The 13,789-nt window shown below is 35.4% G+C and carries 12 protein-coding genes; 3 read left to right on the top strand and 9 right to left on the bottom strand.

From position 1 onward, the window contains the following. Positions 1-270 precede the first annotated feature (270 nt). A complete protein-coding gene (locus Q4503_RS07330; RefSeq protein ID WP_303601843.1) occupies positions 271-1,377 on the top strand; it encodes a response regulator in 1,107 nt (368 codons plus the stop codon). Positions 1,378-1,435: 58 nt separating this feature from the next. Next, the gene (locus tag Q4503_RS07325) at positions 1,436-2,401 is read left to right on the top strand and encodes a GGDEF domain-containing protein (RefSeq protein WP_303601842.1); all 966 of its coding nucleotides are present in this window, start codon (positions 1,436-1,438) and stop codon (positions 2,399-2,401) included. Between the two features lie 40 nt (positions 2,402-2,441). On the opposite strand, the gene lnt is transcribed toward Q4503_RS07325, so the two are convergent. From lnt to miaB, 5 genes are all read right to left on the bottom strand, one after another. Continuing rightward, positions 2,442-4,019, bottom strand: coding sequence for an apolipoprotein N-acyltransferase (gene lnt / locus Q4503_RS07320; protein WP_215974578.1), 1,578 nt, complete (start codon positions 4,017-4,019; stop codon positions 2,442-2,444). Then, positions 4,012-4,905, bottom strand: a complete 894-nt coding sequence (locus tag Q4503_RS07315) for an HlyC/CorC family transporter (RefSeq protein WP_215974577.1) — start codon at positions 4,903-4,905, stop codon at positions 4,012-4,014. The genes lnt and Q4503_RS07315 overlap by 8 nt, the downstream gene beginning before the upstream one ends. Positions 4,906-4,931: 26 nt before the next feature. Further along, complete coding sequence (gene ybeY / locus Q4503_RS07310; protein ID WP_215974576.1) at positions 4,932-5,387, bottom strand: rRNA maturation RNase YbeY; 456 nt, start codon at positions 5,385-5,387, stop codon at positions 4,932-4,934. Further along, complete coding sequence (locus Q4503_RS07305) at positions 5,387-6,379, bottom strand: PhoH family protein (protein ID WP_215974630.1); 993 nt, start codon at positions 6,377-6,379, stop codon at positions 5,387-5,389. Before Q4503_RS07305 ends, ybeY begins: the two co-directional genes overlap by 1 nt. Before the next feature lie 147 nt (positions 6,380-6,526). Further along, positions 6,527-7,984, bottom strand: a complete 1,458-nt coding sequence (gene miaB / locus Q4503_RS07300) for a tRNA (N6-isopentenyl adenosine(37)-C2)-methylthiotransferase MiaB (RefSeq protein ID WP_215974575.1) — start codon at positions 7,982-7,984, stop codon at positions 6,527-6,529. Between the two features lie 237 nt (positions 7,985-8,221). On the opposite strand from miaB, the gene Q4503_RS07295 reads away from it, so the two are divergent. After that, positions 8,222-9,475: an FAD-dependent oxidoreductase gene (locus Q4503_RS07295; RefSeq protein WP_215974574.1), complete on the top strand. Its 1,254-nt coding sequence runs from the start codon at positions 8,222-8,224 to the stop codon at positions 9,473-9,475. Positions 9,476-9,572: 97 nt separating this feature from the next. On the opposite strand, the gene purB is transcribed toward Q4503_RS07295, so the two are convergent. The 4 genes from purB to Q4503_RS07275 all read right to left on the bottom strand — a co-directional run bounded on the left by purB (position 9,573) and on the right by Q4503_RS07275 (position 13,613). Beyond that, a complete protein-coding gene (gene purB / locus Q4503_RS07290) occupies positions 9,573-10,943 on the bottom strand; it encodes an adenylosuccinate lyase (protein WP_303601841.1) in 1,371 nt (456 codons plus the stop codon). A gap of 78 nt (positions 10,944-11,021) precedes the next feature. Then, positions 11,022-11,663, bottom strand: a complete 642-nt coding sequence (hflD, locus tag Q4503_RS07285; RefSeq protein ID WP_215974572.1) for a high frequency lysogenization protein HflD — start codon at positions 11,661-11,663, stop codon at positions 11,022-11,024. Between the two features lie 49 nt (positions 11,664-11,712). Then, positions 11,713-12,882 carry a tRNA 2-thiouridine(34) synthase MnmA gene (gene mnmA, locus Q4503_RS07280; protein ID WP_215974571.1) on the bottom strand — a complete coding sequence of 390 codons (1,170 nt, stop codon included), beginning with the start codon at positions 12,880-12,882 and terminating at the stop codon, positions 11,713-11,715. Between the two features lie 110 nt (positions 12,883-12,992). Further along, entirely contained in the window at positions 12,993-13,613 is a 621-nt protein-coding gene (locus Q4503_RS07275) for a pseudouridine synthase (protein WP_215974570.1), read from the bottom strand. Positions 13,614-13,789: the final 176 nt, after the last annotated feature.

Below are 13,789 nucleotides of genomic sequence, written 5' to 3'. Positions count from 1 at the left end.
TAAATGCTTGAACATTGAAAGTTAAAAGAGAATTTATAATGAGTGATGCAAATAAAAATTTGTTTAAGCTAGTAGTTTTCATCATTAGTTGGGATAATTAGATTAAAAATTAAGTTTACCGTTTTTCTGATCTAATTTCTGCATTATTTTTAATAATAGTTGTCAAGTTCTGAAAGATTAACCTATTGTTAGATTATATTATGAAAGTATTTTACTTGATGTAAATAAAGCCTTCATATTGTACATTTTTCTTAAAAAAGTGATATCTATATGTCCACTAAGCTACTAATTTGTGACGATTCAAATATGGCACGAAAGCAACTTGCACGATCTTTACCTGATGGTTGGGATGTAGAAGTAAGTTTTGCAACGAATGGTATCGAAGGGATTGAAGCCATAAAAGAAAACAAGGGAGATGTGTTACTACTTGATTTAAATATGCCTAAAATGGATGGCTATCAAGTACTGGAAGCTATTTTAGCGCAAGATTTACCAACATTAACGATAGTGGTTTCTGGTGATATTCAACCAGAAGCACATAAAAAAGTTATTGGATTAGGTGCATTAGCCTTTATTCAAAAACCTGTTAATAAAGATAAATTAACTGAAGTTTTATTGTCTTACGGTCTATTTACAAAAGATGAACAGCAAAATGATCTCCAAGATATTTCTGATCGTATACCAACAGCTAGTAAGCCTGAGCTAACTAAAAGTGGTAATAAGCAACTATCATCGCCACAAGCGAATACTAGTTTCACACCGACCTTAAGTGATGAATTAACTTTAGCGCCGAGCCTACGTGACTGTTATCAAGAGATTGCTAATGTTGCTATGGGCAGAGCAGGTGATTTATTAGCGCGTTTATTGGATGTATTTGTAAAACTACCTATACCTAACGTAAATTTTATTGAAGTTAGTGAGCTCAGAATGGCATTGGGGGATGTTGAATCCAATGAGAGTACATCTGGTGTTTGTCAGGGCTTTATTAGCGCAGGGATATCAGGTGAAGCATTACTTATTCTTAATGATTCAAGTTTTAAAGATGTCGCTTCTTTAATGAATTATCAGTATAACGAAGACGAAGGTACAGAGTTAGAGCTTTTAATGGACTTATCAAATGTATTGATTGGTGCTTGTTTAAAAGGAATATCAGAACAATTAGATATTAATTTTAGCCAAGGCCATCCCGTAGTTTTAGGTCAACACAGAAAAATATCAGAATTAATCGCTAACAATGTAAATAAATGGAAAAAAACTTTAGCCATAGAGATCAGCTATAGCATTGAAAGTTATGAAATTAAATGTGACTTGTTGCTGCTGTTTACCGAGCAATCAATGCGAACGTTGAATAATAAACTTACTTATTTGTTAGAGTAAGTTTATTACTCGTTGAATAAATTTAAACCGTTATACTTAGAAAGTAGGATTAGACCGTATGTCGTTAGAAACCTCGCAGTTAAATGAATTACACTGGTTAATGGAAATGCTTCACAGCATTGACGTTGGCTTAGTTGTTTTAGATACAGAATATAAAATTCAACTGTTTAACGGTTTTATGGAAAATCATAGTGGTTATTTGCCTAGAGAAGTAAAAGGAAAAATACTTTTTGATCTCTTTGATGAAATCCCTAAAGATTGGTTTAAACGCAAAGCTGAGTCGGTATTTTTATTAAAGAATAAAGCGTTTACTATTTGGGAACAGCGACCTTATTTATTTAAGTTTGATAGCTATCGTCCAGTAACCGGTAGTGCTGAGTTTATGTATCAAAACTCGACGTTTATTCCATTGGCTTCTTCTACGGGTGAAATAACACATCTTTGCTTACTTGTTTATGATGTAACCGATAATGCTATACATAAAATGAGTTTAGAAAAGGCAAATGCCGAGCTTGCTATTTTAAGTCAAACAGATGGTTTAACTAACTTATTTAATCGCACTCATTGGGAAAGTTGTTTACAAGCAGAATACAAACGTTGGATTAGAAGCCAACACCCTTGTTCGTTAGTGATGCTTGATATTGATCACTTTAAAAATGTGAATGATAGCTATGGCCATTTAGTCGGTGATGAAGTTCTTCGGCATATTTCAGCGTTAATCAAAGAACAGGCACGTGAGACTGATATTTCTGGTCGTTATGGTGGTGAAGAATTTACTATTTTACTCACTGATACTGAATTAAAAAGTGCTTATGTTTTCGCTGAACGTCTGCGTAGAGCAGTAGAAACAGCCGTTGTGAATTATAATGATATTAAAATTAGTTATACTGTGAGTATTGGCGTAGCTGAAGTAGATGCAAGCATAAAAACGCCAGCAGCTTGGATTGAGTGTGCAGATGCGGCGCTTTATAATGCAAAAGAAAATGGTCGCAATAAGGTAATATTACATTCAAAACAAGATTAGTTTACTTTTTAGCCATTAGAATAACTAGAGATTCTAATGCTTACTTGTTTGGTATTATTCTTTGTTTAATAAAAATAAATACCATTGGTACTAAAATAATTAGTAATAATATTAATCTTGGCCACTGGCTATAAGGTGTTTTTCCTACCACTAATGGTACATCAGCTTTTAATACACCTTCTTTAAATTGTGGAATGCGAGCAATATAGTCGCCATTATGGTCAACAATAGCAGTAATACCATTATTTGTTGCTCGTAATAATGGTCTGCCAAATTCTAATGCGCGCATACGTGCAATTTCCATATGTTGATGTGGCCCATGAGAATGACCAAACCAAGCATCATTACTGACTGTTAGCAGTAAATCAGTTTCAGGTGTTAAATTAGCGGCTAATTGATGAGGAAAGGCGATTTCAAAGCAAAGTAACGGTAGTAAGTGTAAACCGTTAGCGACTAAGTTAGGTTGAACATAATCACCTCGACTAAAAGAAGACATAGGGAGATTAAAAAGAGGAGCTAATGGACGTAATAATTCTTGAAAAGGGACAAACTCACCAATAGGTAATAAATGGTGTTTAGAATAACGGTTTTGATGATTATAGTAATAGCTTATTTCATCTGTCGGCTGTGCTTTTCCTAGAGTAATTAAACTATTGAAATACTCTTTACTTTCAAAGTTATAATTAAGAATTCCGGTAATAATAGCACTATTATTTAATAGAGCGGAATCGTTTACAGTGGTTAAATAGTCTTGAACGGTAGGCTCTAATGCCGGAATTGCTGATTCAGGCCAAATTATAATATCGGCATCATAATTTACGCGGGTAAGATCTAAATACTTGAGCATGGTTGGCCACTCTTGTTCAGGCGACCACTTTATTGATTGTGCAATATTCCCTTGAACTAGCGCTACTTTAGTGGTTTTACCATTCGTTTCCACCCATATCATTTGAGATAAAACAAAGCTAAGCAAAGCCAATGAACAAATAATACTTGTAGGGAGTACCAATTTCCCACGTTTTTGCTGTGTTAATGCGATAAAAATTTTAACTAAAGATATATTTATCAATAAGACAATCGCTGTTACCCCTACCTCACCAATTAAGGGAACTAAGCTCGCCAAAGGACTGTCTATTTGGCTATACCCTAATGATAACCAAGGAAAGCCAGTAAGGACTACACTACGTAGATATTCACAAATAAGCCAAAATGAAGGTAATAGCCATAAGTTTAATTGTTGGTTATTGGAAAACCGGGCGGTTAGGTAAGCAGCAAGAGCAGGGAATATTGTCAAATAAAGACAAAGTAGCAGCATTAAGGCTAATGAAATAATTAAGGGCAGACCACCAAATTGGTCAATACTGACATGAACCCAACTAATACCGCTAGCAAACCACCCAAAGGCAAATAAGGCCATGAATTTGGCTGCTTTTTTAGGTGAAGTATTACGTATTTTGTAAAAAACAAAAGCAGGAAGAAATAAGGCTAAATACCACTGCGAAAAAGGGGCATAAGCGAAAACTAAGCTTAAGCCAGTTAAGAAACTAAGCCAATAATCTTTATTTTGTAGTTTTTTCAGTAAACGTGAATAGACTATGTTAACGTTTATTTTAGTCACTCACTTTACCATTGATTGTATGTTTTTTATTAACGGTTACTTGTAACATTTGCATACATCGAGTATCGGCAGCTACTACTTTAAACTCAAAGTTGCCAATAGTTACTTGTTCACCTTTTCGTGGCATATGATGTAAATTTTGTAAAATAACGCCTGAGATCGTATCCGCTGATTTCTCGTCAAAATCACTGTTAAAATAACTGTTAAAATCTTCAAGTTCGGTTAATGCTCGAACCAAATAGACGTTACCAGCGAGTACTTTAATATCTTCTTCAATATCTTCATCGGTTTCATCTTCAATTTCACCAACAATTTGTTCAAGAATATCTTCTATTGTAATAACACCTGAAATACCACCATATTCATCAGCAACTAATGCCATATGATAACGATTAGAGCGAAACTCTTTTAACAAAGGCTCAACTTTTTTGCTTTCGGGTACAATGATGGCTGGGCGAATTATGTTATTTAAACTAAATTCTTTGTCATCTATGCCTAAGTTAACGCTATTAAAACCAAAAGCGATTAAATCTTTAGCTAATAAAATACCATCTACATGATCAATATCTTCATTAACGACAGGGAATCTTGAATGTCCAGACTCTAAAATTATTGGTAAGAACTCATCTAAACTTTGGTTTCTATCAATAGTAACCATTTGTGAACGCGGGATCATGATATCGCGAACACGCATCTCTGATACACCTAAAACGCCCTCAATCATTAGTTTGGTTTCAGGGTTTATAAGTTCACGACCCTCAGCACCAGTTAATACGTCGACGAGGTCATTTTTATTTTTCGGTTCAAGACGAAACATATGCATAAAGTTGTGAAAAAATGATTTCTTCTTTGAACCGCTATTCGAGTGGGGGTTGTCATCGCTCATAGAGCTTGGGTATTTCCTATATTAATTTATACGTTATATGGATCATTAATGGCTAATGTAGCTAAAATTTTAATTTCTAGCGCTTCCATTTCATTTGCATCAGTATCGTTTATATGATCATATCCTAATAAATGCAAGCATCCATGTATTACCATATGTGCCCAATGATCAAATAATGCTTTTTTTTGTTGCTTTGATTCTTCTTCGACAACCTCAGAGCAAATGATTAAATCACCCAACAAGTTGAGTTCAATGCCTTCAGGGACTTCGAAAGGAAAAGATAACACATTAGTCGGTTTATCTTTTTGTCTATATTGTTTGTTAAGTTGCTGGCTTTCTTGTGCATTTACCAGACGTATAGTCAACTCAAACTCTTTTTCTGTAACAGTTGTTAATGCTGCATTAACCCACTGTTGAAAAAGTTCAGCAGTAGGTAGATTCTGCGCATCACAGGCATTTTGTAAATCAACAATATGTTTCATTACTCAGTACTACTTAATTTATTTTCTTTTAATTTTTTTTGTCTATTTAATTCTTGTTCATGAGACTCATAAGCATCAACTACTCTAGCGACAACAGGGTGACGAACAACATCTTTCGATTGGAAAAAATTAAAGCTAATACCATTAATGTTTTGTAACACTTCTATAGCATCACGTAAACCTGACGTTTGGTATTTAGGTAAATCAACTTGTGTTATATCCCCTGTGATAACCGCTCTAGAATTAAAGCCAATACGTGTTAAAAACATTTTCATTTGTTCAACTGTTGTATTTTGACTTTCATCTAAAATAATAAAGGCATCATTTAATGTTCTACCACGCATATAGGCTAAAGGGGCTATTTCAATAACATTACGTTCAATCAACTTTTCAACACGCTCAAAGCCTAACATTTCAAATAATGCATCATAAAGCGGTCTTAAGTAAGGATCGATTTTTTGTGATAAATCACCAGGTAAAAAGCCAAGTTTCTCCCCCGCTTCGACAGCAGGGCGAGTTAGAAGTATGCGACGAACTTCTTGTCGTTCTAATGCATCTACAGCACAAGCGACTGCAAGATAAGTTTTACCTGTTCCTGCAACACCGACCCCAAAACTAATATCATTGGTGATTATATTTTGTACATAGGTTTGTTGGTTACCATTACGAGGCTTAACTACACCACGTTTAGTTTTAATGGTAACCATTTTTTCATAGTTAGCACCTAACTCTGACGCTTCTTTAGTGTTGTTTGAAGTATCGGTTGCGCTATCTTGCTCCATCATATCAGCTTCAATAATTGCAAGATGCACCATTTCACTGGTTATTTCTTTATGTTGTCCTTTTACGGGAGCTGTTTCTATATACAGATTTTTTAATAAATTAATAACGGCAATACAATGACTATCTTTACCTAAAACGGTAAATTGACTACCACGGTAACTAATTTTAACCCCTAAACGACGTTCAATTGTTTTGAGGTGATCATCCATAGGACCACATAAATTAGCCTGACGAGCGTTATCAACAGGCTCTAGGCTTAATTGATGGTTATCTTGTTTACTTGTTTGCTCTAGTGATTTATCAGTCAAAATATTATCCAGTATTTTATATGTTCATCTAGTATTAATAACAATGTTTTAACTTGCAGGGTTATAAGTGCCAACACCTAAATCATCAATATTACTTATGATTGATTTTGATGTTTTATGATGGTTATTCGCTAATATATCAGCTGGTGAATGCGCTATACGAAGGCCCATTTCACTTTCTTGACGAATTAACTCGCCACGCAAAGAGTTAGCGTAAACATCGGTAATTTTTACATCAACAAATTGGCCAATCACAGAATGTGGTGCCACAAAGTTAACTGTGCGGTTGTTTTCAGTTTTACCACGGAGCTCCATCGGGTTTTTCTTTGATGGACCTTCAACTAAAATACGTTGCTCCGTATTCAACATTTGTCTGGCAATACGTAATGCTTGTTGCGTAATTTTATCTTGTAATAGCGCTAGACGTTCTTTCTTGATCTCATCGCTAATATCATCAGGTAAATCAGCTGCTGGCGTACCAGGACGAGCACTGTAAATAAAGCTAAAACTTAGATCAAAATTAACGGCTTCAATTAAATTCATGGTATCCATAAAGTCGTCATTGCTTTCACCAGGGAAACCGATGATAAAATCAGAAGACATACAAAGATCAGGTCGTACTTTTTTTAATTTACGAATTTGAGATTTATACTCAATTGCCGTATGCCCACGTTTCATTTGCGTTAAAATTCTATCACAACCACTTTGTACTGGCAGGTGTAAATGATTGACTAATTCTGGTACGTCAGCATATGCGTCAATAATATCATCAGTAAATTCAACAGGGTGTGAGGTGGTATAGCGGATGCGGTCAATACCATCAATGGTTGCAACTAAGCGTACTAAGTCTGCAAAACGACAAATACTACCATCATGCATTTCACCACGGTAAGCATTAACATTTTGTCCTAATAAGTTAACTTCACGTACACCTTGCTCAGCAAGTTGCGCTATTTCATATAATACATCATCAAGAGGTCTACTAACTTCTTCACCACGAGTATAAGGTACAACACAGAAAGTACAGTATTTACTACAACCTTCCATAATTGAAACAAAAGCGCTTGGTCCATCGGCAACCGGCTCAGGTAAGCGATCAAACTTTTCAATTTCAGGGAAACTAACATCAACAATAGATTTCGAGCCATGTTGTAATTGATTAAGCATCTCAGGTAAGCGGTGTAAGGTTTGTGGACCAAAAACCATATCGACAAATGGTGCTCGTTTACGAATTGCATCACCTTCTTGTGAGGCAACACAGCCACCAACACCAATAACTAAGTTAGGGTTAATGTCTTTTAAATTTTTCCAACGGCCAAGTTGGTGAAAAACTTTTTCTTGTGCTTTTTCACGAATCGAGCAGGTGTTGAGTAAAATCACATCAGCATCTTCAGCTTCTTGTGCTAGTTCAAAACCATGAGTTGAATCTAGTAGTTCGGCCATTTTTTGCGAGTCATACTCGTTCATTTGACAGCCCCAAGTTTTGATATATAGCTTTTTACTCATTTATTTTACTCTTACATATTCGTTTAACGATAGAAACCGACATCTAATTTACTCAACTTACATTGAATGCCAATTGATTTGTCGATAAAAGGAGACGTATTTTACATTAATTTAATCAAACATTCGAGCAAACTCCGTGTTGTTTCGGTGAAATTAATTTCTGTCTATTTTCACTAGGTTTAACTCAAGCTCTTCGATACAATAACCGTTATCATTTTTAATGGAAATAAGTGCAAAATGAAAGACTTTGATTGTGTTGTTATTGGTGGTGGCATGGTAGGTGCCGCAAGTGCATTAGCATTAGCACAGCTAGGATTGACTGTGGCTCTAGTTGAGCAACATCAGCCGCAACCATTTACGAAAGAACAAAGTTTTGATTTACGTGTTTCAGCGATATCGCTAGCCTCTCAATATTTATTAGAGCAATTAGGGGCGTGGACACAAGTCATGCAATGGCGAGCTTGTCCTTATAAACGATTGGGTGTTTGGGAACAAGAATATGCTTATACTGAATTTAATGCTGATAATATTAGTCAGGCTCATTTAGGGCATATTGCTGAAAATAGGTTATTACAATTATCTTTATGGCAACAAATAAAGCTGCAATCTAATATTGAAGTATTTTGCCCAGAAAAATTGATTTCGTTATCTCAAAACAGTGATCAAGCGACGTTAGTGCTAGAGCATATAACGTTAACTGCCAAGTTAGTGATAGCGGCTGATGGTGCTAATTCTCAAATAAGAGACTTAGTTAATATAGGAATTACATCATGGGATTATCAGCAATCAGCTATGCTTGTGAATGTAAAAACCGAGTTATCTCAACAAGATATTACTTGGCAACAATATTTACCAACAGGTCCGGTGGCATTTTTACCATTATCAAAAAATACAGTATTACAAACTACAAAGCCGCAAGAGACGATTGATGATGTAAGTTCAAAAGATAAAGTTGATACTGGTGGTTATGCATCTTTGGTTTGGTATCATCAACGTGATGAAATTAAACGATTGGCCGCTTTATCAAACCAGCAATTGCAGCAAGAAATATTGTCAGTTTTTCCTAAACGATTAGGTCAAATAGAGGTACTCGATAAAGGAGCTTTTCCATTAACTCGACGTCATGCCAATACTTATCAGAACAAGCGGGTACTGTTGTTAGGTGATGCAGCCCATACGATAAATCCGATGGCGGGGCAGGGTGTTAATTTAGGTTTTAAAGATGTTCAAGCATTACAAACTGTAATTTCATGTGCGATTGGTAATGGCGAATGTTGGCATAATACAGTTGTATTAAGCCGTTATGAAAGAATGAGGCGCAAGGATAATTTGTTGATGCAATCAACCATGGATGTTTTATATCATGCATTTAGCCACCCATCACCATTAATTAAAACCTTAAGAAATGCGAGCTTATTTGCGGTTAGTAAGGTTCCTGGACTGAATAGTGTCGTAAAAAATAAAGCCTTGGCTTATGCTTGTGGTGTGTAGGTAAACCAAGTTCAGAGTATATAGTCAGAATAAAAAAAGAAGGCTTTAGCCTTCTTTTTTTATTAACAATTAATCATTTTTATCTTAACTAGAATTATTAATCTAATTCTTCAATAAATGATACAGCACGACCAATATAACTTTCCGGAGTTAACAAACATAATTCAGCTTTAACGCTATCCGGTAGCTCAAGGTTATTAATAAATTCGCGCATAGAGTTGCCATCAACACGTTTACCACGTGTTAATTCTTTTAATTTTTCATACGGCTTTTCAATACCGTAACGACGCATGACCGTTTGTACAGGCTCTGCTAGTACTTCCCAGTTATTATCAAGTTCTTTAGCTAGGTTTTCTTCGTTTACTTGTAATTTGCTAATGCCTTTTAATGTTGATTGGTAGGCAATAAGTGCATGACCAAAACCAACACCTAAGTTACGTAGAACAGTTGAGTCAGTTAAATCACGTTGCCAGCGAGAAATTGGCAGCTTTTGAGCAAGGTGATTGAATATTGCATTAGCAATACCTAAGTTACCTTCTGAATTTTCGAAATCAATAGGGTTAACTTTGTGCGGCATTGTTGATGAACCAATTTCACCTGCTATAGTTTTTTGCTTGAAATGACCTAGGGCAATATATCCCCAAACATCACGGTCAAAGTCGATCAAAATAGTATTAAATCGAGCGATCGCATCAAATAACTCAGCAATATAGTCATGTGGCTCTATTTGTGTTGTAAAAGCATTCCAAGTTAATCCTAATGAACTAACAAATTCATCTGCAAATTGATGCCAATTAACTTCTGGATAAGCACTTAGGTGAGCATTGTAGTTACCAACAGCACCATTTATTTTGCCTAGTAATGCTACTTCTGCAATTTGCTTACGTTGACGTTGTAAACGTACATAAACATTCGCCATTTCTTTACCTAAGGTGCTAGGAGAAGCAGGTTGCCCATGAGTTCTACACATCATAGGAATATTTTTATATTCAACTGCTAAACCTTTAATTTCAGCAAGAATTTCATCAATGACAGGCAATAAAACCTTGTCATTACATTCTTTTAGCATTAAGCCATGAGAAAGGTTATTAATGTCTTCAGAAGTACAAGCAAAATGAATAAATTCAGTTACTGCATTTAACTCAGCATTATCAGCAATTTTTTCTTTTAAAAAATATTCAACCGCTTTTACATCATGATTAGTCGTTGCTTCAATTTTCTTGATGCGCAAAGCATCTTCTACGTCGAAATTATTAACAATGCTATTCAATACGTCATTTGCTGTATCACTAAACACAGGTACTTCTGCAATAGCTTTAGTCGCACTTAATTTCTGTAACCAACGTACTTCAACCGTCACACGGTATTTAGTTAAACCAAATTCACTAAATATAGGGCGTAAGTCACTTGTTTTGCTGCCATATCTGCCGTCTACTGGCGATATAGCTGTTAATGCTGAAAGTTCCATGATGTATTCCTAGGTTAAAAATTTATGTTTTATAGTATTTGTTAAAAGTATCTTTTTAAAATACGGTTACAAAATAGGTTAAATAGTATTAACAAGCTGTTGTGCTGTTTTTACTATTTTACTACGGTTAAAAAATATGCTTCTTCGTTTACCGCCCACTTGTCGCCATAATACGGCTGATCTTATACCTGCTAAGAGTAAGGCTCTAATTTTATGTTGATTTATAGATTGTTTTAATATGGTTGGCTCGCCAGTTACTTGAATACGAGCTCCTAGTGGACTAATAATATCACTATATATGCTAGCAAAGCTGGAGATAAGTGTATCGCTGGTAATGCTGTAATGGTCTATTTGTCTTTTACTTGCATCAATACGTTCACCGAGCTTTGTTAACTGTTTTGGTTGTTTTGCTAATTTTCGCTCGAGATTGATTAAACCAATAATGTAGCGGGTAAGCTCAGGATCTTTTACTTTTTTACCTTCGCTATTACTATTTTCACTTGATGGGTCACCTAAATGATTAATTAACAGCTTGAGCCCCAATTTCACATTAGCTAAATCTCCACCATATACTGCTAAGGTATTCTCGGGCGACGTAATGGTTATACTGTTGACTAATACGGTCAGGTCATTTTCATCAACTTGCCCTGTACGTGAAACTTGTTGTACCAGATATGCTGCTTGAAAAATGGCGGCTAAAGTTATCGTTTGATCTTTCATTGCTACTTTAATTACTTCTTTAAATAGGTTTATTTTCGTTAATAAATAATTAACGAATAAGAGTATTGATAATACCGCCGCCAAGACAAACGTCGCCTTGATAAAATACAACAGATTGGCCTGGTGTTACTGAGCTTTGAGGCTCATCGAAATCAATTTGATATTGTGGGCTATTATCGTCATCTTTCATTTCTGATTGTGCGAGTGGCATCACTGTACAAGCTACATCATCTTGTCGGTAACGTGTTTTTACCGTACATTTTATTGGCGCAGATAATTCTTTTCGATCAACCCAATGTAACTGATTAGCAATTAAACCTTTTGAAAATAGACGAGGGTGATTATGTCCTTGACCAACAATAAGTACATTACGTAATAAGTCTTTTTCCACAACATACCAAGGCTCTTCACCTGCATTAGCTAAGCCACCTATACGTAAACCTTTACGTTGACCTAGGGTATGATACATTAAACCATCATGATGACCGACAGCTTCACCTTCAGCTGACTCAATAATACCGGGTTGTGCGGGTAAATATTGCCCTAAAAAATCTTTAAATTTACGTTCGCCTATAAAACAAATCCCAGTACTGTCTTTTTTGTTATGCGTAATTAATCCTGCTTTTTCTGCAATAGCACGCACTTGAGGTTTCTCAATGTCGCCAACAGGAAATAATGTTTGTGAAAGTTGCTTCTCATCTAAGGTATATAAGAAGTAGCTTTGATCTTTATTATTGTCTAAACCACGTACCATGGTCCAATGATTGTTAGTAAATCGACGCTGTACATAATGACCAGTGGCAATATAATCAGCGCCTAAATCTTCACAAGCAAACTCTAAAAAAGCTTTGAATTTGATTTCTTTGTTACACATTATATCGGGGTTTGGTGTTCTACCGGCTTTATATTCAGCCAAAAAGTATTCAAAAACATTGTCCCAATATTCAGTGGCAAAGTTAATTGTGTGTAATTTTATGTCTAATTTATCACAAATTGCTTGAGCATCTTCTAAATCTTGTGCCGCTGCACAATATTCATCGGTGTCATCTTCTTCCCAATTTTTCATGAACAAGCCTTCAACCTGATAGCCTTGTTCTTTTAATAAATAGGCTGAAACTGAAGAATCTACGCCGCCTGACATGCCAACAATAACTTTCGTTGCTTGTGGTGATGAGGGCGTTAGTGTTTTGTTTTGTGGATCTTGAAGCTCAATAGACATTGAAAAACTCTTGGTCGTAAAAAATGAATGTACGCAATAAATGGGCGCAGAATTATAGCACGCTCATTATCGCGATTAAATAGCCATAGTTAATAACAACTATCATTAATCTAATCAATTACCTTATATGCACCATTATCAATATTATTTATTGTCCATTGACCAATGGAAAAACGTATTAAGCGCAGTGTAGGATAGCCGATATGAGCTGTCATTCGTCTAACTTGACGATTTCGACCTTCTGTAATAGTTATTTCAAGCCAAGTTGTTGGAATATTGGCGCGCTCTCGTATAGGTGGAGTGCGTGGCCAAATGTTAGGTTGTTCCATTATTTTTACTTTTGCCGGTAAAGTAATACCATCTTTAAGTATTACGCCTTTACGTAGCATAGCTAAATCATTATCGGTTGGACTGCCTTCGACTTGTACCCAGTAGGTTTTAGCTGTCTTTTTTTTCGGGTTAGCTATTTGATGTTGTAATTTTCCATCATTAGTCAGCATTAATAAGCCTTCACTATCTCGATCTAGCCGACCGGCTGCATAGACGCTTTCTATAGGAATATAGTCTTTTAATGTTTTTCGTTGTTGTTTCCCTTCATGTTTTTCATCGGTAAATTGGCATAAAACATCAAAAGGTTTATTGAAGAGTACAATCTTGCGCTCACTTTTATCTGGTCGTACCTTTGTTTGTTGTTTCGCTCTATATCTTGTATGGTCTTTGTTGTTGTTCATTTTGATCTTATTTCAGTCGGGATAACGAGATTTGTGCTTATACTCAGCTATATTAATACGTCGTAAATTATTATAATATAATGCGCGAAAAATAAATGTTAAATCTAAATTATATTTAGGATTAGCCAATAATATCAATTTGCATAAATCTATTCTCGAAATGAATTTAAAAGGTA

This window comes from Colwellia sp. 6_MG-2023, from assembly GCF_030547765.1.
Taxonomy (GTDB): domain Bacteria; phylum Pseudomonadota; class Gammaproteobacteria; order Enterobacterales; family Alteromonadaceae; genus Colwellia.
Note: the sequence above shows the minus strand (reverse complement) of the source record. Positions and strands in the feature narration are given on the sequence as shown.

Bases quoted from the DNA above. Each gene is read 5' to 3' on its own strand.
- Q4503_RS07305 (WP_215974630.1), bottom strand. From the start codon at position 6,379: ATGGATGATCACCTCAAAACAATTGAACGTCGTTTAGGGGTTAAAATT.
- Q4503_RS07330 (WP_303601843.1), top strand. From the start codon at position 271: ATGTCCACTAAGCTACTAATTTGTGACGATTCAAATATGGCACGAAAG.
- purB (WP_303601841.1), bottom strand. From the start codon at position 10,943: ATGGAACTTTCAGCATTAACAGCTATATCGCCAGTAGACGGCAGATAT.
- hflD (WP_215974572.1), bottom strand. From the start codon at position 11,663: ATGAAAGATCAAACGATAACTTTAGCCGCCATTTTTCAAGCAGCATAT.
- ybeY (WP_215974576.1), bottom strand. From the start codon at position 5,387: ATGAAACATATTGTTGATTTACAAAATGCCTGTGATGCGCAGAATCTA.
- miaB (WP_215974575.1), bottom strand. From the start codon at position 7,984: ATGAGTAAAAAGCTATATATCAAAACTTGGGGCTGTCAAATGAACGAG.
- Q4503_RS07295 (WP_215974574.1), top strand. From the start codon at position 8,222: ATGAAAGACTTTGATTGTGTTGTTATTGGTGGTGGCATGGTAGGTGCC.
- Q4503_RS07275 (WP_215974570.1), bottom strand. From the start codon at position 13,613: ATGAACAACAACAAAGACCATACAAGATATAGAGCGAAACAACAAACA.
- mnmA (WP_215974571.1), bottom strand. From the start codon at position 12,882: ATGTCTATTGAGCTTCAAGATCCACAAAACAAAACACTAACGCCCTCA.
- Q4503_RS07325 (WP_303601842.1), top strand. From the start codon at position 1,436: ATGTCGTTAGAAACCTCGCAGTTAAATGAATTACACTGGTTAATGGAA.
- Q4503_RS07315 (WP_215974577.1), bottom strand. From the start codon at position 4,905: ATGAGCGATGACAACCCCCACTCGAATAGCGGTTCAAAGAAGAAATCA.